The organism is Chryseobacterium sp. SIMBA_029, assembly GCF_046535275.1.
Classification (GTDB): domain Bacteria; phylum Bacteroidota; class Bacteroidia; order Flavobacteriales; family Weeksellaceae; genus Chryseobacterium.
Genome location: NZ_JAWRXA010000001.1, coordinates 661,757 through 684,736, shown reverse-complemented (window position 1 = coordinate 684,736; position 22,980 = coordinate 661,757). Strand labels below are relative to the sequence as shown.

Here is a 22,980-nt window from a genome sequence, read left to right as displayed (position 1 = left end):
AAAGCAAAAACAAATTTGCTCTGGTTTAATTATTTATTTTTGTCCTTTAATCTGTATCGGAGTTTCAGGACTAGTCAAAAGTACTGAACTTATTTTTTAATAAGAGTCTGGCTGATGATAACCGTATTGTCTTTTACAATATTTACAAAATAAGCACCTGTAGGAAGGTTTGATAAATCGAAACGGTCACCCGTTGTTGAAATCACGGTCACCCCTAAACTGTTGGCTATTTTGATCTGATAGTTAGCTTTGCCCGGAACACTGTCGTTCAGTCCTCTGGCTGCAGCATCCTGCATTGTATGCACAAAATACTGATTAGAATTATTCGTTTCATTTACCAGTTTAAACGGTGAAGTTGCTGCAGGAACAGATAGATAGGTTGTAGAAGATCCACATCTGTTAGTAGCTGTTATTTCCATATCAAAAGAATAGTTTACAGGATGCACCATATAACTAAATCCGGTCCTTGTCCCTCCGTTGTCCATTCTCTTCCATACAACCTGCGTAACTCCTTGATCGGTAACGCTCATAGGACTGGAGCTTTTTACTTCATATAAGATGTCCGGAGCATTGTTCGTATTTTTAGAAATATAAAACTGAGGTTTTCCGATCCATATATTTTTGCTTATCGTATTGCTTCCGTCATTCCCTGAAAGTAGAGCCTGAAGTTGTACATAACCAGAAGCATTTGTTTTCGCTTTTAAACTAATCTGAGGTAGAATTGTAGATCCTGTAATGTTTACAAGAGAAGCTCCTGTAGGAACAGACCATTGGATATTCGGTGCAAAACCTGTAGTATAGGTTGCTCCTTCATCTGAACATAAAAGAACATTGTCCCCTCCGATTAAGACCTTAGTTCCGCAAAGGTATGACGAAGTGATTTTCTGGTTCTGTACCGCTGCATTCGTAGAAAGCTGGTTAACGATAAAATCTCCGTTTCTCTGGCTGAAGGTGATATGATCTGCATTGATTCCCACTTTTTCTGCTACAAAATTGGCGAAAGGAACTTTAGCCGCATCATCTACAGGAGAATAAGGTCTCTGATAATCATTTTCCGTTAAGACCTGGTTGCCGGAATACACATCCAGCGCACTCGGTGTAGGAATAAAACTGAATGGAGTAATCGTTACATTATCTTTGATGGAATTGGGAAGCTGAGTTCTGTCAAAAGCAAATCTTCCTCCTCCGTATTTATCCATTGGAAATATACCTGAAGGCTGATTTCTGCTTCCTTCCATAAACGTTGTCTGCGCATTCAGTACCCAAAGTATTTTCTTTTTGTACGTCATTTTGCCGCTGTAGATCTGTTTGTTTTCATTAAGATTGGTCATAGGACGCACCGTGAAATCAAAAACAAACTTGGAACTTCCCGGAATAGAAGAAAGAATGATCATATCCACATCATGCATCGCAACTCCCAGTAATGAAGCAATAAGACCATTAATTCCATGTCTGTCACGGGTTTCCATATCAATTCTTATCAGGTCCGTAAGGTTTTGGTCTGTTCCACATTCGCTTCCGTTGGAAATAGCTACATTCCTTGTTAACTGAGGATATCCTTTGGCTTTCAGTTCATTCTGCCAGTTATTGTGAATGGAATTATCTATATTATAATTTTTATCGTAATAATTAACCAACATCTGTCTTGCCGCAGGAGTATCGGTAAGCGTTAAAATATCATTAACAGAAACTCCCTGGTTAAAAATAGGAACAATCAATTCTCCAGCTCCTGCCAAAAGAGGGGCTCTCAGATAGCTGTTTGAAACATTAATCAGCATGCTTTGAAGTCCAAGCGGGATATTGGCTCCTTGATGAGGACTGTCATGTGAAATGAAAAGCTTGGTGTCATGACTCTGTCCTGCAGTTTCCATATCTTTCAATGCATATCGGGCAACAAGGCCTCCCATACTCTGTCCCAAGACAATATTTTTATCTGTTCCCGTTTTATTGGCATTCACCCACTGTATTGCTTTTTTTAAGAGGGCAGCATTATTCTGAATGTAATCTACACCATTTCTCCAGTCTACATACACGATATCATAGTTGGATCCGAGTTGCGAATACAGAGAATAATTCCCATACAGCGATTTTATAAAACCGTCAATATTGGTTAATCCCGCTTCTTCACTCGGGGAAGTAATGATTCCCAAATCAAATCCTTCAGCCACAATCACAGGCTTTACAAGCTGTGTATGTCCCGGAGCCAGCTTGATATACATCGTTGCTTTTGCAATCTGAATAGGGGGATTTCCAAATAAACCTGGAATAGTAATAGGATCTACCAGTACTTTTGTGTACTGTCCCAGATTGGTTGTTTTAGAAACAGGACTTCTGGTATCCGTATATTTATCCATATTTCCTTTTACCGTAAACTGGGTATGAGAATAGAGTATTTCCCCTGAATTCAGGGTAAGTTTAAAAGTCCAAGTGTAAACCCCTTCGGCTGGATAAGAAACATCAATCAGCTGATTTTGAGGTAATACCTGATACGGCTGCGAATCTTGCAGTTTATATTCAATTTTTTGTATCTGAGCACTTTGATTGCTCAAGAACAGATGATCCGGAAGCGCAATTTTAAAACTGTGCTTATTGAATCCGTTAGTAGCAGGAGCCAATGCAAAAACCTTTTTTTCTTCATAAGGATTAATCCACTGTCCGTCTACATACTTATCATTAATGGCTCGTCCGGCGATAACGATGGTGCCGGGATCGAGGCCATTCTGCATATTCTGTCTTGTTTGTGCAGAATATTCAGAATATTTGTAAAACAATCCTCCAAGCGGAATGATGTCCGGTCTTTGCGAAGCTTTCCAGTCAGACAGAAAACCGTCAGCAGTTTTTGGAAGTACTGCACTTGCAGAAAGGCGGCTGGTGATCAGCGTACTGTAAATGTCGGCAACAAGTTTTGAACTTGTATAAGAACTGTCGGGAAGAGTACCGTCATACCTCTTAAGATCTGTAAATTCTACCGCAGCATCCAGTAAAAGACCATTAGGGATTCTGTCTTTTTCAATAAACTGAAAGTAGTTTGCAATGGAATTGTCATGAATTTCGGGTGCCGGGACTTGTCCGAACCCTAAAAAACCGACAAAGAATAGGTACAAATGAAGATGTTTTTTCATAAAAATATCATATTAAGATTAAAAGTTTTTAAAATGGAATGATCTGGTGATTTAAAGATCATCATAACTTCTCTCACCGGTGAATAAAACGGATTAAGTTTTTGTTAAACCGGGAATATGTATTATTTATAAAAATGACAATAGAATCAAGGATAATATTGTTTTTTGACAACAGAAAACGGATGTATTGCTTTTTTTTAAAATGGGAAATGACAAGGCAAAAAAAAGCAGGATGCGAACACATCCTGCTTTACAATTATTTCATATTAGCCTTTATCCTTTCCTCGACCGTTCGCCAGTCGTAAATGTGAAAAACTTTGCCGTTGCTCATGGCAACAAAGATTCCTTTCGGAAATTGAGGTCCCAGATTAACAGGAGTAACCTCCGAGCCGTCACTTTCACTGGTGGAAACCGGTATTTCAGCAATGATTCCTTTGGCCGGGTTTTCTCTCAGATACACATTGAACGTATCTTTCTGCTGATTGGAAACCAAAATATATCCTGCAGTAGAAGAGGTAGGGTAGATGGAAATTCCTTCCACATCAGATTTGAAATCACCTTTCCCGAATACCAGTAGCTCTTCATTTCCTTTTTCCGGATCTGCATAATACTGATGAACACCAAACTGTTCGTCAGAATAATAAATATATCCTAATTCATCATCTACAGCAATGCTTTCAATTTCCTTCAACCCGCTGTATTTTCCAAACTTCCGGACTATATTTCCCGTAATTTTTCCCTCTTTCTCAGAAAGCAGATACTGCCATAAATAGCCATCACTAGGTCCCGATTTTCTTCCGGCAATCACAAAAATTTCTTGCGTTTTCGGATTTTTATACATAGAAATTCCCATCGGTCCGCGTTCCGTTTCCCCATCAAAAACAGAGAATGCGCCCACTTCTTTCAGATCAGGAAGTGAATACAGTTTCACCATATTGGTTTCTCTTTCGGTAACCGCAGCGATGTCTGTTTTTTTTCCATTTAAAAGGAATCCGTATTCAATATCCACATTATTAGGACGCTTTAAGCCCAATACCTTATTAATGATCTTTCCTTGCAGGTTGAAGGCATACAAGCCGCCGTCAGTATCTTTATCCGTTCCTACAATAATACTTTTTGAAGCATCCGCAGGATTAATCCATATCGCAGGATCGTCAGTGTCATAAACAACTGTTTCGGTAATGACCGCAGGAACCAGGTTTTTCCCCAGTGACTTCTGTCCCGTACAGTTGATCACAAAAGGCAGTACAGAAAGGGCTGCGATGTAATGTGTTTTTTTCATTCTATTCATAATCATTAAAAATCAAATTTTACACCTAACGTGAATCTCGGTCTGTAATATTCTACCTGAGCAGTTCTGCTCTGAATACCCTGATAATACCGTAACGGCTGGTTGGTTAAATTATTGGCTTCCGCAAAAACTCTCAGTTGGCTCGTTACCTTATAAGAGGCGTTGGCATCAAGGAAAATCTGTTTGTCGTAATAACGGTCTTCAAATGAATTCCCACCCAGCTCATCAATATAATGAGCAGCATAATTCATAGAAACCCTTGCCGAAAAACGTTTGTTTTCCCAGGAAAGAGATCCGTTGAACATATGCGGCGCCGTTCCCGGAAGACCTACATCATCCCTTTCAAGGCCATCTTCATGGGTAATTCCTTTTGCTTTTGAATGGGTGTAGGTATAATTGATATACACTCCCAATCCTTTCCAGAAAGCTCCCGGAATAAAATCCAGCTGTCTCTGAAGTGCCGCCTCAAAACCGTAAATATCTACACTGCTTCCATTACGCTGCTGGGTAAATCTCCAGTTATTTTCCCCGGCAGGAATAGGGTTGGCCTGTCCTGCAAAATCCGTTGCAAAATCGGTCGAAGAATAATTTCTTCTCGTATACGTATAAATAAAATCTTTAAGGTTCTTATAAAACAAACCTCCGGAAAGAATTCCGACAGATTTAAAATATTTCTCTGCCATAAAATCGAAATTGTAGGCATACGTTGCTTTAAGATTGGGATTTCCGGCAGCAATCTGCTCATCACCGGAAATAACGTTCAGATAAGGAACCAGCGCATAATAATTGGGGCGGGCCAGGGCAGTAGTAAACGCTCCGCGAAGTACAAGATTCTGTGCCGGAGTATATTTAAAAGAAATATTAGGAAGGATATTCGTGTACGAATTGGTATTATTGATCTTCCCGGCCAGATTTTCCTCATCCATTACATAATTTCCTGTGTAATCGATCTTTGTCGTTTCAATACGGGCTCCCGCGATCATGGAAAATTTGTCGCTGAAATCCTGATCCCAACGGATATACCCTGCATAAATATTTTCTTTAGCACTATAATTGCTCGAAAGGAACTCTTCCGGTCTCAGCGTTGCCGTAAATAGATTAGTATTAAAAAGATCCAGGCCGCCCATATATCCCGCACTTACAAAGGTTCCGGGAATATAATTTCCGGGCTGGAAATGCTGGCCGTCAAAATAAGTGGTCGGTACAGACAGCAGACTTCCCATAGAACTGGTTGGGCTAAAAGAGTAATAGTCATTGTCTCTTTCCTTTTCTTTCAGTCGGAGACGGGCTCCCACACGGATTCTTCCTTTCTGATCCTGAATGACGGAAACCGGAAACCTTACATTTACTTTTGCTCCGAATTCCTTTTCCTGAGTAAAGCTGTTGGCATCCGAAAGGCTGCTTAGCTGATATTTTCCTAAATTATCAGCAGTAAGAGGAGTGATCATCGGTCTTTCAGGATCACTGAAATCATTAGAGAACTTAATACTTTCGCCATCAAACTGCATCAGTCGTTCATGCGGTTTCTTTTCGCTGGCAGTCGCGTAGTTCATCGACCAGTCAAGATCCACTTTAGAACCCAAGAGATGCTCACCTCTCAAGGCATAATTCTGTACTTTTTGTCTCTCAAGACGGGTGTTGTCATTATCAGCATCTCCGCCTTTCACCTGTCTGGTGATATTGCCTTTCCAGCCAGTGATTTCTGTTTCGTCACTGTTGTAAGTAGGCTTTATTTTATAGCCTAATGCATATCTGTTTTCCTTATCATTTCTGAAATTATACATAGCAGAAGCATAGATCTTATTTTTAGAATTGAATTCGTAATCCAGATTCAGGTCAAAACTATGTCTGATACGGTGCTCATTATAATACCGGACTCCCATTTTGCTTACGTAGGCAGTCTTTGCCAGATCATTGGCCAGACTCCAGGTCGGCTCAATATTATCAGATCCGAAATTGTTGTTATTGTAGGAAAAACTGAACACAGCGCCTAGCTTTTTATTAAGAAAACGGTCACCATAGACTAATCCGGCCGTGTAATTTCCTTTTTCTCTAATAGGATTGTATCCTCCGGCTACGGTAGCCGAAATTCTCTGTCCGTTAGGGGAAGCTCTCGTAATAAGATTTACGGAACCTCCGATGGCATCGGCATCCATATCCGGTGTCAGTGTTTTATTAACCTCTATGGTGGCAATCATATCCGAAGGAATAAGATCCATCTGTACATTACGGTTATCTCCTTCCGCAGACGGAATTCTGTCGCCATTCAGTGTTACGGAATTCAGATTTGGGGCAAGCCCTCTGACGATTAGGTTTCTGGCTTCTCCCTGATCATTTTGTATGGTAATTCCCGGAACTCTTTTAAGGGCATCTCCAATATTCGCATCCGGAAAACGGCCGATCTGGTCCGAGGAAATTACATTGGTAATATTAGCATTATTCTTCTGCTTGTTTAAAGCCCGGGCTTGGTTTTTCAACGTGGCACCGCTTACAACAACCTCTTCAATAGCGGTTTCTTTTTTGGCAAAAACAATATTCTGTTTGGTGTTTTTATCGGATTCTACCAGCACGCTGTATTCGCGGGTTCCGTATCCCAGATAGTCTATCCTCATACTGTAGCTTCCGGCGGGAACATTAAGAAATACAAAATTTCCGTGTTCATCAGAAGTCGTGTAAATATTTCCGGGGCTCAGGTAAATTTTAGCGCCCGGTAATGCAATTTTGGCGTCGTCGTTAATGTTTCCTGAAACCGTACCGCTTTGGGCATAAAAGTAGATGGATGCGCAGAGTAGAACAGAAGTAAATATTCTTTTCACTTTTCATTTAGATTTAAATTCACGCAAAATTAGAAGTATAGAACGCAAATTGACTGAAATGAAAATTAAGCTTGTTTTAAAGAATTATTAACAGAAATTAAGAAAAGGTCTGCAATATTAAATATTCATGAATATTCATTTCGTCTAATGCTGCCTGAATAAGAGGAAACATGAATTTTAAACTTCTTTTTACGACAGTTTTTTAAAACTTTGAAAGGTTTCCACAACACTCTCAAAATGTTCATCCTTGAAAACTCCTGATTGATACACCCGTTCGAAGGTTTCCGCAGTTCCGGAAGCCATTACGCTGGGGAGATTTTCACTGTCCAACATTTCCGTAAGGCCTTTCATTTCATCAATTCTACGGAAAATATGCTGTGGATAGGTAGGAGTGGTTTTGGTAAGGTCCTGATAGGTGCCGGGAATGAATGCCTGAAGACTTTCATTAAGTTCATCAAGGATGCCAAAATGAGTTGCGGCAGTCATGGTTTCAAAAAATAAAGCGTTCATTCCTTTATTCACCATCGAAAATAGTAATTTATAGGCTGATGCAGCTTCTGTTTTTTCACCGGCATCTTTTATGGTGAATAGGGTTGAAAATAAATCAATAAATGCATGCCTGTGTATACCGCTTACAACCAAAGCAGCATGATCCGGAATATCTTTAGATGCCCCCATCACAGCACCGTTAATAAATTGAATATCTATCGCTGAAAACAGAGCTTCAATAGCCAAAGCAGCAACAGGAGTGTTAGAATTTAGATCAATATAAACCGGACGATTATCAGTGTTTTTTAAACAAGAAATCACTTGTTCAGCAATAATAATGCTTCCTTCAGGACTTGTAAGAGAAAGAATGACTTCGGCTTGATTGACTACATTTTGCAGAGAACCAGCATCTTCAATACCTGCATTTTGGATGTTCTGTAAAGTTCGTGGCGACCTTCCTTCTCCTGCGGTGATCACTTTAAACTGATGCTTAATTAATTCTTTAGCGATCTGTGTTCCCATATCTCCCGGAAAAAGAAGGGCTATTACTGGTTTGGTCTGCATTGATGATGATTTTAATGTTTAAAATAGCTGAAGATATTCAGTTCTTCTGATGATACAAAGTTCTTTAAAATTTTTCACTCTGTAAAACACATTATTCCGATCATATCTATTGCTGAAACCGATGGATTTATTCGAATATCTTGTCAGTAATGATAATGGTTGGCTTTGACATTAAGGCTTTGCTTTGTTCTGTAATAGTTATAATGATTTTTTTATCATATATTGATATTTTTCTGTTGAAAAATGGCATCAATCGACTCAATATGTAATAGAAATATTCTTTGGATTGTTTTATTATTAAAATGACCCCATGAAAACGTATTGTATATTGATTTTTTTTATTTTTTCGGCCTGTTTTTCAGCTCAGAACCCTGAAGCTGCCGTGGACGCGGTGATCAACAGGGAAATGAAAGATCGGCATATTCCGGGACTACAGATTGCCGTCGTGCAGAACGGAAAAGTTATTCTTAAAAAAGCTTTTGGAACAGCCAATATGCAGGATCATATTCCAGTTACCGATGCCACCGTTTTTCCGATTAATTCATGTACGAAAGTCTTTACTGCTGTAGCCATTATGCAGCTTGCTGAGGAAGGCAAACTCAATTTATCTTCCCCTTTATCTCAGTATCTCAATGATCTCCCTGAAAAATGGCAGCAAGTGACCATTGAGCAGGTGATGGCTCATATTTCCGGTTTTCCTGAAATATTACAGTTGCTGGACCCCGTTACGGGAACAAACCTGAAATCAGAAAAAGAAATCTGGGAAGCCCTTACAATACTTCCCATGAGTTTTAAAACAGGGGAGCAGTTTAGCTATAATCAAACCAATTATTATCTGCTTGGAAAAATAATTGAAAAGCTCAGCGGGCAGCCTTTTGATGCATTTTTTAAAAAGAGACAGTTTGAACCCGTTGGAATGAAAAGTACAGTATTTGGAGATTCCAGGGATGTTATTGCTCATTTTGCACCTACTTACAGGTATATAAATATGCTGGATGGGAAAAAGCTTGATGAACCCAAGTTCATTAATGATTATCATCTGTTCCCGGACTTTACCAGAACAGGTTCGGGTCTTAATACTACTGCAGAAGAACTTGCTGCATGGATCATTGCCTTACAGAAAGGAAAACTATTAAAAAATCCGGAATCATTACAAAGGATGTGGTCGCCGATCCAATTTAATAACGGAACACCTACCAATTGGTCGCCGGGTTGGGGATTAACGAAGTTCAGGGCTGAACACAAGGCTATAGGGATGTCGGGAGGAGGCAGATCTGCGTTTTTAATATATCCGGATGATAATTTATCTGTTATCGTGCTTACCAACTTAGGCGGCGGTATGCCCGAAGATTTCCTGGAAGAGCTTGCCGGAATTTATATTCCTGATATTGTGAAAGCAGATCCCATTACTTTTCTTAGAATTCAGCTTCAAAAGAAAGGTTTTAATAAAGCCATTGATGTCGTGAATGCGGAACAGAAAATACATCCTGCATTCAAACCTAATGAATCCGAACTGAATGACTGGGCATACCGGTTAATGTCCCGAAACCAAATACAGGAAGCTTTCGAAATTTTTAAATTAAATACCATTTTATTCCCTGGCAGCTGGAATGCTTATGACAGCTATGGAGAAGTATTATTGAAAATGGGAAAGAAAAAAGAAGCGGCCGATATGTATAAAAGATCCATACAACTGAATCCGGATAATGAAAATGGGAAAAATATGTTGAAGCAGTTACAATAAAATTAATGGAATTCTATTTTGAAGGTTGGTCATAATTATTTGTTTTATTTGAGCACAGATTTCGCAGATTTCCACAGATGATTATTTTAATTATGCGACTTTTCTTTTTATAATAGTATTCGAAAAGCTTTATGCCTTTTTTGGTTACCCATATTTAGAAAAAATCTGCATCATCTGATTGATCTGCGCGATATTTAATTTGATTTATAGTTTCGAATTGATTTTTATCTGTTGTATTACAGTCTGTTGAATTATTAATTGATAACAAATAGCCAACAAAAAGGTCTGATTCATAAGAAACAGACCTTTTTATGTTATAGGATGAATTTATTGATTAAGCTTCGCTGTTTACCAGACCATAATTCGCTGGGGAAGGTTCTTTTCCGAATAAACATGAGAAAATATTCTGAAATTCATGGATGTATTTGCATTTGATTGAATTGCCATATATCTTCAACCCTTCCATTATTTTTCGTGAACTTAGATCAATATCATATTTAATAAACGTTTCCGGTCTTTCGTAACGGATTCTATGATCGGAGCTGTAGGTTCTTGAAAACCCAAACTTTTCAAGCCATTCCTCAGTAATTCGAATGGGTTTGATAGAATCTGCCGGAACTGAAATAGTATGGATCGGATTTTCTATTTTAACAAAATAACCCTTTTCAACGCTTTGAAATATTTCAGTAATCGTAAAAATTTGATTTTTATACTCGACTAAGTTTTTAATTTTAAGATCATCTACATTCATAATATTTTGATTTTTTTAAGAGGTGGTACTTGGTTACTCTAATTATTTGCAAATATTATGCCTTACATCGTGAATTTTATTGAAGTTTTTGTTAACAATTGTGTAATTTTTTTCGTTTAATTATAATTTTATGTTAAAATTATTTTTTTGTTGGGACTAATTTTGGACAATAATAAAAAATGTGGTACCTGTTGCAAAATTTTATGCTTGCTTATTTTTGGTAACAGTCAGAAGGAAAGCGGCCCCGACAGATACAATAAGAACAGCGGTGAAAATAGTCCATGAAGTGGCATTAAGCAAATATCCCGTGGCACTTCCTAAAAAGCTTGATCCAAAATAATAAAATAGCCAATACATAGAAGTGGCTGAAGATTTCCCCTGCTTAGCGTGCAGTGCCGTCATCTGGCTGGCCATCGTGTGGGCGGCAAAAAAGGAAAGGGTGAATATTCCCAGACCCGAAATAACAACATAAATATTCGTGGAGATCAATAGACAAAGTCCGAAAAGCATACAAAGGATAGCACCTTTCAGAATATGTTTTTTATCAAATCTTCTGGAAAGCCTGCTCGTAATCATTGTTCCCAATACTCCAAAAGTGTACATTAGAAATATAAAAGCAATCACAAAATGATTCAGTGAAAAAGGCGCTGCTTCCAAGCGAAAGGTCAGATAATTATATACACTCACGAAAACTCCCATTAATAATGCAGCAATACAATAAAGTCGAAGCATATAGGGATCCGTTAAAAACACTTTCATCTGCTTTACTTTCAGAGAATAATCTACCTTTTGAGGATGAAAAAATTTTGATTCCGGGAACAGTTTCCAGAATATCAATCCTAAGAGCAGGCTTTCTATTCCAATCATAAGAACTGCATTTCTCCATCCGAATTCCCCTGCTAAAATAGTGGCAGATATTCTTCCGCTCATTCCACCGATCGTATTTCCGCTGAGATACATACTGATGGCCAGAGGCACCACCATACTGTTGACTTCCTCTGTAAGGTAGGCAAGGGCTACAGCAGAGACCCCGGAAACAACAAATCCTTTCAATATTCCAATGAAGATGAGTAAGGGGAGACTGGGAACCCAAGTTGAGATGATCGTGAGGAATGCTGATGATATAAGGGAAAACGTCATCAGTTTTTTGCGTGAATAACTGTCTGCCTGAAAAGCAAAAAATAACAATCCACAAGCCATCCCTATGGTTGTTGAAGAAACAAGCAGCGAGCTATCGCCAACGGTTGTTTTAAAATGTTCCGCTACCATCGGCAGCAATGGCTGAAAAAGATAAAGCTGGGCAAAAACAGAAAGTCCTGAAAAGAAAATACAAAGTTTTATATATCGAAAGCGCAGGCTTCCCTTATCTGCTTTTTCAGATGTATTCATAGAGTTGGAATTAAAAACTCATTCTATTGATAAAGAGTTTTCTTTATCCTGTAAAGTTCCTGATAATTTTCCAATCTGTAAAACGCTTTGTTTCGATAATATTCATCGTTAAAACCGATTATGAAATTCCTGTTTGCTGGTAATATATTCTGAAGGTGTAATTTTTTCAATCTGCTTAAAAACACGATTGAAGGTAGACTGATTAGAAAATCCTGCCTCCGTATAAATATAAAGCAAGGTTACCTTTTCAATATCGTTTTCATTAAGAAGCTCCTTAACGCAGTTGATTCTGTAAATATTCAGATAATTATTGAAGTTTGGATGTCCTTTATACCGGATTGCCTGTGAAATGTACCTGCTGTTGATGTTTAAGGCTACAGAAAGCTTTGCGATATTAAAATTAATATCCTTATAAAACTTTTTGTCTTTCATTTCCGTTTCGATCTTTTCAAACAATTCTTCATAAAATACAGGTTCTTTATCTAATCCAAAAGCGGCTTTATCTTCACCTTTAAACTTTTCTTCAACCTGATTATAGACTTCAACTCTTCTTATTTTGTCTTTGAAATAAAGAAGGAGTAAAAACACGGCAAGATTAGAAAGGAAAAGGAACGTATCGGTCATTTTTATATCTTCCGCACTGTGTTTTTGAAAATTAAATTGAAAGTTTTTAGAAATTAAAAAACCTAAAATGATATTTAAAACAACATATATACTATATCTGATCACATATTTTCTTGAGAAAAAGATGTTTGCGCCCAAAGGAATAGGCAGAAGCCATACAAAGCTGGCTACAGAATTGTTCCAGAATGCAAGCATGACATAAAAGTTATAAATGGGTGCTGTAATCAAATAAACATGCACCAGCAATTCAATAGAATAATTTTTGCGAATAATAAAAAAAGAATACAGTAAAAAAAATAAACCTCCATACAGGTACCATGACATCGTTTTGTCCGGAATAAGAAAAGTGAAAATAAGGGCATATATAAGAAGGATGAATGCCATTAAAATGATGTAGTACAGGATCAGATCTTTCTTGTACTGATTGATCTTTTCGAGTGTTGTATTTTCTTTTATTTTCATCTGCAGTTTCAATAGGAGTTAATTATAGCTCAAACTTTTTCAGTCAATTAAAGTGGGTATAACCAACTGATTTAAATTATTGATTTATAATCTTTTGTTTTTATGATCCGTTCGGTTTTTTTTCATTGCTCTACTCCAAAATCGTTTTGCCGTAGCAGATAAATTTGTACAAAATTCATAAAGGACAAAGATAAAAAAAAGTTGATGAAAAGTGATATGTGTTGTTCATTTTATAAAGAAACTAAATAAAAAAAAGGCTATAAATACATCAGGAAAACACAGGTATTCGTGTACTGGTCGCTATTACATTTTTTGTACACAGTTGTGTGATCAAGTAGGAATCCGTACAGCATCGGCATTACAAGATGAAATGATTGCTGTTCATTGGATGATAAAATTAAATAAGAATTACTCTTTTTTAATACCTGCAAGAAAAAAAAGTTTTTTAAATAAATGAGAAAAATGTATTTTTTGCAGATAATTTTTTAATTGATTATCATTGTATTCATAAAACACGTTATATAAATGATAGAGCATTTTCAATTTTATTTATCTCTTATTGTTGCCATTATATTACTGATCATGCTGGCTAACAAAATAAAAGTTGCGTATCCGGTACTGCTTGTTGTTGCAGGATTACTCATAAGTTTCATCCCGGGGATTCCGGCCATCCATATCGATCCTGAACTTATTTTCATTATTTTTTTACCTCCGTTATTATATGAGGCTGCATGGTCTATCTCATGGAAAGAATTATGGAAGTGGCGGCGTATCATCGGAAGCTTTGCTTTTGTAGTCGTTTTCCTTACTGCAATTTCTGTGGCATTTGTAGCAAACTATTTTATCCCTGGGTTTTCTTTGGCTCTTGGATTTTTATTGGGTGGAATAGTTTCACCACCAGATGCTGTAAGCGCAAGTGCTATTTTAAAATTTGTAAAAATTCCGAAAAGAATGTCTTCTATTTTAGAAGGAGAAAGTCTGCTGAACGACGCCTCTTCATTGATCATTTTGCGCTTTGCCCTGATTGCTGTAGCAACGGGGCAGTTTATCTGGTATGAAGCTGCTTTCAGCTTCTCATGGATGGTGATAGGTGGAACTGGAGTAGGACTTTTAATTGGATGGTTGTTTATGAAAGCCCATAAATATCTTCCCACAGATGCCAGTATGGATACGATACTTACCATTGTGGCTCCGTATGCCATGTACATTGCTGCGGAGGAAGTTCACAGTTCTGGTGTATTGGCGGTAGTAAGTGGCGGATTGCTGCTTTCCAGCAGAAGACATCGTTTTTTAAGTGCTTCTTCCAGATTGCGTGGGATCAACGTATGGGAAAGTCTGGTCTTTGTCCTGAATGGATTGGTATTTCTGTTAATCGGTTTAGATCTTCCGGAGATTGTTTCCGGATTGGAAGGAGTAAGTGTTTCCGCAGCAGTGGGATATGGGCTCTTGGTGACTGCCGTTTTAATTGTGGTCAGGATTTTGTCAGCCTATGGAGCAGTTATTGTGACTTTAATCGCAAGAAACTTTATCACAGTTGCAGATACGAGAAGTCCGGGGTTTAAAGCCCCACTGATTATGGGATGGACCGGTATGCGTGGGGTAGTATCATTAGTAGCAGCCCTTTCAATCCCGACAAAATTATATGTTGGCGGCCCGGATTTCCCTCAAAGAAACCTTATTCTGTTCATTACTTTTATTGTCATTCTTACCACCTTACTTCTTCAGGGCCTTACCCTTCCATATCTTATTAAAAAAATAAATATTCCCTCATTTAATGACCATCTTCCCGATGAGGAATCTGATGAGCTTATCAAAAGAGAGATGTCGAGATTTGCATTGGATCATCTCACAGACCATTATGGAGAGGTGCTTGTTAAAAGCCCTTTTTTACAACAGCTTCATGAAAAATGGAAAAGTAAAATTGATGAAGAAACTGAAGTGAAACTAACCCCAGAGATCAAAAATGCCTATCTGGATGTTCTTGACAAGCAGAGAATGTGGCTTATTGAACAGAATCATGATAATGATCAGCGGTTCGATGAAGATATCATCAGAAAGCATTTAATGAAGATAGACCTGGAAGAAGAACGGATTCTTTTAATGCATTAACAGGGATCCTAATCAGCTTGAAATAATACATTTTTCAGGTTTTGTAATACTTGTTTATCTCTGTTGCGGCCTGTAGCTCAAATACCTTGGCCTCAATTTTGATGCTCAAGGCGAAACACTTTGAAATGAAAAAAGAGGAATTTAATTATTTAATGGGCAAAACACGCCAGGAAATCAAGAAGGAATTAGGAGACGGTTTTAATTATTTTAAAAGTGAGAGGTGGACTTACGAACTGGGAAGGACCTGGATCGGGAAAAAGATTATTCTTTCTATCACTTTCAAAGATGAAAGAGCATCAGACTTTACCTTTTACAAAACATTTGGCAGAGCCTAACCGTTTCTAAATAACAATCTGTTTTATAATTTCTACATTTGCATATATCTAATAGATTTGTAGAATGGAGCTCAGACAGATTCGTTATTTTCTGAAAGCAAAAGAACTGCTTAATTTTACAGAAGCCGCCAATCAGCTTTACATTAGCCAGAGCACGCTGTCTCAGCAGATCAGACAGCTTGAAGAAGAACTTGGGATCCCATTATTTAATCGGATAGGAAAACGTATTGTTTTAACAGAAGCAGGAAACGTTTTCGCGGGATATGCAGAAAAAAGCCTTTTGAAATCTCAGGAAGGATTTCTTGCGTTGCAGGATTTACAGGAATTAAAGGGAGGAGAGCTCAATATTGGCGTTACCTATGGAATGCGCCAGACATTAATACAGCCCCTGATCAGTTTTTCGAAAGAATATCCGGATATTAAATTTACCATTATATTTGGAACCACTTCCGAACTAATGGAAAAACTGCAGCATCTGGAACTGGATTTCGCCCTTACGTTTGCAGAAGGAAACAGACAGGAGATTTTTACCTACCATCCTCTTTTCACCTCTCCAATGACTTTGGTAGCCTCCAGAAATTCGGATTGGGCACATAAAAAAAGCGTCACTCTGAAAGAAATTGCAGATCTTCCTTTGGCAATGCCTGCGAAAGGGTACAGTACCACCAGATTTGTAACTGAAGCATTTGGAAGCAATGGATTGTCACCCAGGATTTTTATTGAAATTAACGATATTCCCACCTTACTTGAATTGGCTAAAAGTGGAAACTGGTATACAATTTTAGCACAGACTACTATGACAGAAAATGACGATCTTATTACTATTCCGATAAAAGGAAAGAATATGATTCGTACAGCTATGCTGGTTTCTCTGAAAGATGCTTATGAGAAAAAAGCAATGAAAGTTTTTCATACTTTTCTTAATGTGACATAGCGGGAAGTAAAATTGTATCAATTTATTATTTTTCCCATTATTATCGCTATGTTACTCTAGTTTGTATTTCTTTTTATGAAAAATGAGAAGAAAATTTATTTTATGGTTAAATTAATTTATCATTGATAATTTAATATTAATATGTATTGAATTATATTTTTTGTTAATATTTTGAATTATTTGTTCTTTTATAGTATTTTGTTTGCGATTAATTATTATATTTACAATAGATAAAACAAATAACCAAAATTTGACATATAAAAAACGGTATTATCTATTAAAATGATCCTTGCAATTTTTGCTTTTAACAGGAGTGTTTAGGTTGGGATTAATACAACATCACTCAATCAATATATTTGATAGAATAGCCAACAGAGCAATAAGATCAGCAGTAAGAATACATTAAATACAATAGCAGCAACGGAAGTTTATCATTATCCCTCATAATAATAGATTGCAAAGTGTTGCCAGTGGCTGTATCATTGATTTAAACCTTATCAATCCAGATACTCGATTCTAATGCACAAATACAAGCCGGATAAAAATATCTGGCTTTTTTTATACACAAAAGTCCCCCAAAAAAAATGGGAGACTTCATAAAAATTGACTGTATATTGAAATGTAATTCAATCGGTTATTTATTGTTTTCGAGCCACTTCAGGCGACGCTGATCCGGAAGTGTTTTTACTTTAAAATTCTCGAAAACTGCACTGAATCCGTTTCCGTCAGGACAGGCTGCCATCAGACCGACCATAACGGGGGTATTATCCTGCAGATAAGCATTCCGCATCAGGATGTAATTCTGATCATCAAAAGAGTAGAAGATCTCAACTGCATCAAGTCTTCTGACGGCTTTTATCCATACTGCAGCAGGTGTTTTGTCTAAGGTGATTACACTCCAGTCGCTGGTCGTATGCGTTGCAACTGTGCTCAGATTGTATTTTCCATCTACGAATTCAATTCCTGCTTTGATATAGTGGTCTTTATCAATTCTCAGCATCAATCCCATCTGATCGAATCTGGCTTTATAATTCCCGGTAATTTTTACCTTTGCTTCAAACTCGCCACCATAGGTTGTATAGTAGAAGGGAGCATCATCAACGGTAAAGCCATAATGCGAAATTCTCCAGTAATCACTTTGTGGCGTAACAAACATAGATAGGCTGTTGTTTTTGATTTCCCATTTTTCAGGTTCATTAAACCATGTCATCTTTTCTAATGTCTGTGCAGCATTCTTTTAAAATATAATCAGTGCGCAGAAACTTAAAATCAATCTCTTCATTGGATATAACTGAGTGTAAATTGTTACTTTAGCAAAAGTATAATTAAACCTGAATTTCAACAATACTTATAAATAACCATTTATGGAGATTAAGGATAAACTGAATGACACATTACTGAATAATGCTGGAGAAAAGTGCCTTCTGGATGTGGAAATATATAAACAAAGAGCATTGGTGTACTCGCAGATGGAGGGTGCTATTGCTGTGTTAAGTGATATGCAGGCAGACAAAAGTTATGTCTATCAATCTAAAGCAGCGTTGGAGTTGGGATTAAACATTACGGAAGACCTTTCAGAAATAGATTCTATCTGGGAGGAGGAAATCATCAGAAAAATACATCCGGATGATAGGCTTAAAAAATATATCCATGAATTAAGATTCTTTAAACTTATGGATTCATTAGATCCTAAGGACCGCGCAGACTATAATGTACTGTCAAAAATCCGAATGAAAGATAAGAATGACGAATACCGTTTTGTAAAGCATCGTATGTTTTATATTTATTCTCCTTACAACAGTCGGTTGCGGTTTGCATTATGTTTGTATAATATCGCGCTGGATCAATCTTTGCTTTCGTCTTCTGAATTTTTAATTATAAACGCCATCAAAGGAGAAATAGCGGTAAAAGATAAACTCAATTACGAAACTATTTTATCCAAAAGAGAACTGGAAATTTTAAAATACGTGGGTGACGGATATGCGAGCAAAGAAATTGCTGACCTTCTTTTTATAAGCATTAATACAGTAAGCAGGCACCGTCAGAATATTCTGGAAAAACTAAAGGTAAAAAACTCTATAAAAGCATTTAAAGACAGTTTTCATTAAATCAACATTTTTTATTATCCGAAAAGTTCACCACGGTATTTTTAAAGAGTATTTCTATATTTATAGTCTAAACAACATATTCAATAGATGTTATGCATAATGATGAAAAAAGAATGAAAAGAGGGGTGGAAATCTGTAGTCAATATTTTATGTTGCTGGAAAAGCATATTAAAGATGTTGTCTCAGGGACGGTTCCTGAATTTATGAAATTGAATGAAATAGCTGGCGAAATGGCGATTTCTCATCAGCATCTTACAGACACGGTGAAAAAAGAAAAAGGAAATCATCCTTGCTATTTTTATGATAGGGAAATTATAGAGCAGGCTAAAATTATGCTTGCCAATTCCGATAAGCCTATCGCAGAAATTGCACGCATTTTTACTTATGATCCTTCCAACTTTTCAAAATTCTTTAAAAAAATGACAGGAATTACTCCTGGCGAATTCAGGAAAGAAAAAAGAAGCTCATATTAATACCCCGAAAAATATCTTCGTCATTACCTTTTTTCAATATTCATTTTATCATTAGCTGGCAATTTTATGCTCTTAATAATTACTATTCATATATTCTTATAAATGCATAAGATATAATCTATGAGAAAAACAAGTCTTTTTTACTGGAAAATAATAATTTAGACCTTAAGTTCCTTATTTTTTTTCATTTGCTTAAAAGTGATATATTTCAAATACATTCCAAATACATTCCAAATACATTCCAATAAAAATAGGACCTTCAAACAAATAATAAGGGATTATGTACATGCTTTTTTGTTTTTAAACAAAGAAGATATAAAGACAAATGAAATTTAATATTTTATAAATGAGAAGGTTGTGAATAAACCGAATTTTTTTTGCGTTTTCTGTACCATAAATGTTTTATGGTCTTCTTTTTTTTATTAGTTTTATATAGATAAAAAACTAATAATCTGTAACGAAAATCATAAAGATTCAATAATATGTGAAGGAATCTGGTTTTCAGTTGTTAAGATCTAAATAGTATTTGTGTAATAATATTTAAATCTAAATGTCAACTTGAGCAATTCCAAATAATCATATATTTGTTTCATTAAACAACTAACAAAATTAAGGATGAGTATTAACTTTTCAACAGCAACATTTAAGGACTTTGAGAATATTCCAAACTACAATATTGCTCAAAGAGCAGAGTCTTTTTACGATTTTTTAGACTATATGAAGTCTAACGGTCATATGAATTATAGACTGAAAAATACCACAGGAACCAATGCTACGCTACATGTAGATATTGCCAACCAAAACAAAGAATATGTAAGTTTTGTTTCAAGTGATTATTTAGGGTTTACGCAACACCCGAAAGTAAAGCAGGCTGCCATAGAAGGAATACAAAAATATGGTACCGGCACAGGAGCAACTCCGCTTATTGGTGGGTATTTTGATTATCATGACAGGCTTGAAAGAAAAATATCAAATTTTTTCGGAAGAAATGATGATGAAGCAGTGGTTTTTACAACAGGATATACTGCGAATAGCGCTACATTACAATGCCTGATGCAAAAAGAAGACCTTGCTATTTTAGACATGGCAGTACATGCCAGCGTATATGAAGGATGTGCTTTTACCAATAAAAAGACATTTCCACACAATAATTTAGAAGGTTTGGAACATATTTTGAAGACTTCTGAAAACCTTTACCGCACAAAACTCGTAATTATAGATGGAGTATATTCGCAGGACGGAGATACCTCACATATGAATGAGATTTATAATCTTGTAAAGAAGTATAATGCCTTTCTAATGGTGGATGACGTACATGGTATAGGGATTTTGGGCGAAACGGGAAGAGGTACCATAGAGCAGGCAGGCTTGCTGGATAAAGTAGATATCATGACCGGAACTTTTAGTAAAACTTTTGGTAACTTAGGAGGGTATGTTATTGCAGATAAAAAATTGGCAACCTTTCTTAAATTTCAGTCCCGTCAGCAGATATTCTCGGCAACAGCGCCACCGTCTTCTGCAGGAATTATCAAAGCTATCGATTTAATAGATGAAGAACCGGTATGGAGAGAGAGGCTTTGGAACAATATAAATTATTTCAAAAAAGGATTGGACGAGTTAGGATTAGACACAGGAATTACCTGTTCTGCCATTGTTCCCGTAAAAATTGGAGATCCACATGTAACAGGAGATGTAGGAAGACTACTAATTGAAAAAGGAATCTATACCAATCCCATTTTATATCCGGCAGTAGCCAGAAAAGATGCAAGAATCAGAATGAGTGTAACAGCCAGACACGAAAGAGAGCATCTTGATAAAACGCTGAATGCGTTTGAAGATATCAATAATAAATTGCATATTGCAAAAAAATAATAAATTATGCCTAGAAAAGTAGTGCAGGGGCCCATCAGGGACAAAGAGAAAACCAAACAGAAATTGCTCGCTGCAGTCGGTAAAATCCTGAGAGTAAAAGGATATTCAGGATTAAAAGTAAGTAAAATTGCTGCGGTAGCCGGTTTTGATAAAAAGCTTATCTATGAATACTTCGGTAGTACGGATAAACTGATAGACGAATATATCAAATCTCAGGATTACTGGAGTAAAATCAACCAGAATAGTATTGAGGTAGATATTTCCGATGGCGGTAAAGAGCTTTCCAAAATGGCTATCCTTAATCAGTTTGAAAACTTCAGAAAAAATAAAGAACTTCAAAAGATCATTCTTTGGGAACTTTCTGAAAGTAAGCCTATTCTTAGAAGATTGGTGGAACAGAGAGAAGAAGCGGGAAGTATGATTTTCGAAAACATTACCGACCCTCACTTTGGTGAAGGAGCTACACGATACAGAGCGATCATGGCTTTAATTGTTTCAGGTGCTTATTACCTTAACCTTTATACGGGGTACAATGCCAGCAAATTTTGTGGAATTGACCTAAAAAGTGAGGAAGGAAGACATGAGATTGAAAAAGCTATCGCAGAGCTGGTAGACCTTGCTTACGAAAAAAAATGATGATTAAAAGTTTTCTTATGAGGCCAAAAAATTAAGTTCTTTTTGATAATTTGAAAACTTTTAATTTTCAGATTAAAACTATATTCCTTACTTTTGGCCTATGGAAAATTTTATAGTATCTGCAAGAAAATATCGTCCACAGGAGTTTGAAACTGTTGTAGGGCAATCTCATATTACAGATACTTTAGAACATGCTATTGATGAAAATCAGCTGGCTCAGGCTTTGCTGTTTTGCGGACCTCGTGGAGTAGGTAAAACTACATGTGCAAGGATTTTAGCGAGAAAGATTAATGAAAAAGATGGCTCCGTTTCAGAAGATGGCTTTGCTTATAACATCTACGAACTAGATGCTGCGTCCAATAACTCGGTAGACGATATCAGAGAATTGATAGACCAGGTGCGTTTTGCTCCTCAGGTTGGTAAATACAAGGTATATATCATCGATGAGGTTCATATGCTGTCTTCTGCTGCCTTCAATGCTTTTCTTAAGACCCTGGAAGAGCCGCCCGCTCATGCCATTTTCATTTTGGCTACAACGGAAAAGCATAAAATTATTCCTACCATTTTATCCCGCTGCCAGATTTATGATTTCAAAAGAATTGTTATTGAAGACATTCAGGGACATTTAATCAATATTGCTAAAAAGGAAAATATCCAGTATGAAGATGATGCTTTATACATGATTGCTCAAAAAGCAGATGGAGCATTAAGGGATGGGCTTTCTATTTTCGACAGGCTTTCCACTTTTTCCCAAAAGAACATTACTTTAGCCAAAGCTGCTGAAGTACTGAATATTTTAGATTACGATCAATACCTGAATATTGTAGACTTTGCTAAGGAAAACAAAATTCCGGAAGTTCTTTTTGCATTTAATGAGATCGTTAAAAAAGGTTTTGATCCTCATATCTTTATTGCCGGATTAGGAAATCATTTCAGAGATTTAATGATGGCTCAAAATGCCTCTACCATGGATTTGATTGAAGTAGGAGAGAAGACCAAAGTTAAATTTGTTGAACAGGCTCAGAAATGGAGTGCGCAGCAGCTTATAGATGCTATTGAAATCTGTAACCATGCTGATATTAATTATAAAAACTCTAAGAACCCAAGACTGACGGTTGAGATTGCCCTGATGCAGCTGACCTCTTTAACGGCTAATGCAGACGTTACTAAAAAAAAAAGTTCATAATACTAGCTCCCTTTCTTCATGAAAAACAGGAGGTAAAATTACCTGAAAAACCACAGGAGAAAATAGAGAAGCCCA

Annotated in this window: 17 protein-coding genes; 9 read left to right on the top strand and 8 right to left on the bottom strand. The window is 36.8% G+C overall.

Annotation, left to right across the window (positions count from 1 at the left end):
* Positions 1-89 precede the first annotated feature (89 nt).
* The 4 genes from SB679_RS03235 to SB679_RS03220 form a co-directional block, all read right to left on the bottom strand.
* Positions 90-3,122, bottom strand: coding sequence for a T9SS type A sorting domain-containing protein (locus SB679_RS03235; protein WP_410700781.1), 3,033 nt, complete (start codon positions 3,120-3,122; stop codon positions 90-92).
* Between the two features lie 256 nt (positions 3,123-3,378).
* Positions 3,379-4,404: a phytase gene (locus tag SB679_RS03230; protein ID WP_410700780.1), complete on the bottom strand. Its 1,026-nt coding sequence runs from the start codon at positions 4,402-4,404 to the stop codon at positions 3,379-3,381.
* Positions 4,405-4,418: 14 nt separating this feature from the next.
* Positions 4,419-7,229, bottom strand: a complete 2,811-nt coding sequence (locus SB679_RS03225) for a TonB-dependent receptor (RefSeq protein WP_410700779.1) — start codon at positions 7,227-7,229, stop codon at positions 4,419-4,421.
* A 189-nt stretch (positions 7,230-7,418) separates the two neighbouring features.
* Positions 7,419-8,282, bottom strand: coding sequence for a DUF1932 domain-containing protein (locus SB679_RS03220; RefSeq protein WP_410700778.1), 864 nt, complete (start codon positions 8,280-8,282; stop codon positions 7,419-7,421).
* Positions 8,283-8,592: 310 nt separating this feature from the next.
* Here SB679_RS03220 and SB679_RS03215 point away from each other — a divergent pair, with 310 nt between their 5' ends.
* Positions 8,593-10,026 (top strand): serine hydrolase, encoded by a 1,434-nt coding sequence (locus SB679_RS03215; protein WP_410700777.1) that lies wholly within the window; start codon positions 8,593-8,595, stop codon positions 10,024-10,026.
* Positions 10,027-10,360: 334 nt separating this feature from the next.
* Here the strand turns inward: SB679_RS03215 and SB679_RS03210 are convergent, their stop codons facing one another.
* The 3 genes from SB679_RS03210 to SB679_RS03200 form a co-directional block, all read right to left on the bottom strand.
* Entirely contained in the window at positions 10,361-10,777 is a 417-nt protein-coding gene (locus SB679_RS03210; RefSeq protein ID WP_410700776.1) for a hypothetical protein, read from the bottom strand.
* A 201-nt stretch (positions 10,778-10,978) separates the two neighbouring features.
* Positions 10,979-12,166 carry an MFS transporter gene (locus SB679_RS03205; protein WP_410700775.1) on the bottom strand — a complete coding sequence of 396 codons (1,188 nt, stop codon included), beginning with the start codon at positions 12,164-12,166 and terminating at the stop codon, positions 10,979-10,981.
* Positions 12,167-12,274: 108 nt separating this feature from the next.
* On the bottom strand, positions 12,275-13,252 hold the full coding sequence (locus tag SB679_RS03200; RefSeq protein ID WP_410700774.1) for a helix-turn-helix domain-containing protein: 978 nt from the start codon (positions 13,250-13,252) through the stop codon (positions 12,275-12,277).
* Between the two features lie 525 nt (positions 13,253-13,777).
* On the opposite strand from SB679_RS03200, the gene SB679_RS03195 reads away from it, so the two are divergent.
* The 3 genes from SB679_RS03195 (at position 13,778) to SB679_RS03185 (ending at position 16,630) form a co-directional block, all read left to right on the top strand.
* Positions 13,778-15,361, top strand: coding sequence for a Na+/H+ antiporter (locus SB679_RS03195; protein ID WP_410700773.1), 1,584 nt, complete (start codon positions 13,778-13,780; stop codon positions 15,359-15,361).
* A 125-nt stretch (positions 15,362-15,486) separates the two neighbouring features.
* Complete coding sequence (locus SB679_RS03190; RefSeq protein ID WP_410700772.1) at positions 15,487-15,696, top strand: hypothetical protein; 210 nt, start codon at positions 15,487-15,489, stop codon at positions 15,694-15,696.
* A gap of 64 nt (positions 15,697-15,760) precedes the next feature.
* Positions 15,761-16,630: a LysR substrate-binding domain-containing protein gene (locus SB679_RS03185; protein WP_410700771.1), complete on the top strand. Its 870-nt coding sequence runs from the start codon at positions 15,761-15,763 to the stop codon at positions 16,628-16,630.
* Positions 16,631-17,264: 634 nt separating this feature from the next.
* Here the strand turns inward: SB679_RS03185 and SB679_RS03180 are convergent.
* A complete protein-coding gene (locus tag SB679_RS03180; protein ID WP_410700770.1) occupies positions 17,265-17,840 on the bottom strand; it encodes a DUF1349 domain-containing protein in 576 nt (191 codons plus the stop codon).
* Positions 17,841-17,994: 154 nt separating this feature from the next.
* Here SB679_RS03180 and SB679_RS03175 point away from each other — a divergent pair, with 154 nt between their 5' ends.
* The 5 genes from SB679_RS03175 to dnaX all read left to right on the top strand — a co-directional run bounded on the left by SB679_RS03175 (position 17,995) and on the right by dnaX (position 22,905).
* Complete coding sequence (locus SB679_RS03175) at positions 17,995-18,738, top strand: response regulator transcription factor (protein WP_410700769.1); 744 nt, start codon at positions 17,995-17,997, stop codon at positions 18,736-18,738.
* A 113-nt stretch (positions 18,739-18,851) separates the two neighbouring features.
* Complete coding sequence (locus SB679_RS03170; RefSeq protein WP_410700768.1) at positions 18,852-19,211, top strand: helix-turn-helix domain-containing protein; 360 nt, start codon at positions 18,852-18,854, stop codon at positions 19,209-19,211.
* Positions 19,212-19,826: 615 nt separating this feature from the next.
* Positions 19,827-21,083 (top strand): aminotransferase class I/II-fold pyridoxal phosphate-dependent enzyme, encoded by a 1,257-nt coding sequence (locus SB679_RS03165; RefSeq protein WP_410700767.1) that lies wholly within the window; start codon positions 19,827-19,829, stop codon positions 21,081-21,083.
* A gap of 6 nt (positions 21,084-21,089) precedes the next feature.
* Entirely contained in the window at positions 21,090-21,719 is a 630-nt protein-coding gene (locus tag SB679_RS03160) for a TetR/AcrR family transcriptional regulator (protein ID WP_410700766.1), read from the top strand.
* Positions 21,720-21,819: 100 nt separating this feature from the next.
* Positions 21,820-22,905, top strand: coding sequence for a DNA polymerase III subunit gamma/tau (gene dnaX / locus SB679_RS03155; protein WP_410700765.1), 1,086 nt, complete (start codon positions 21,820-21,822; stop codon positions 22,903-22,905).
* Positions 22,906-22,980 lie beyond the last annotated feature (75 nt).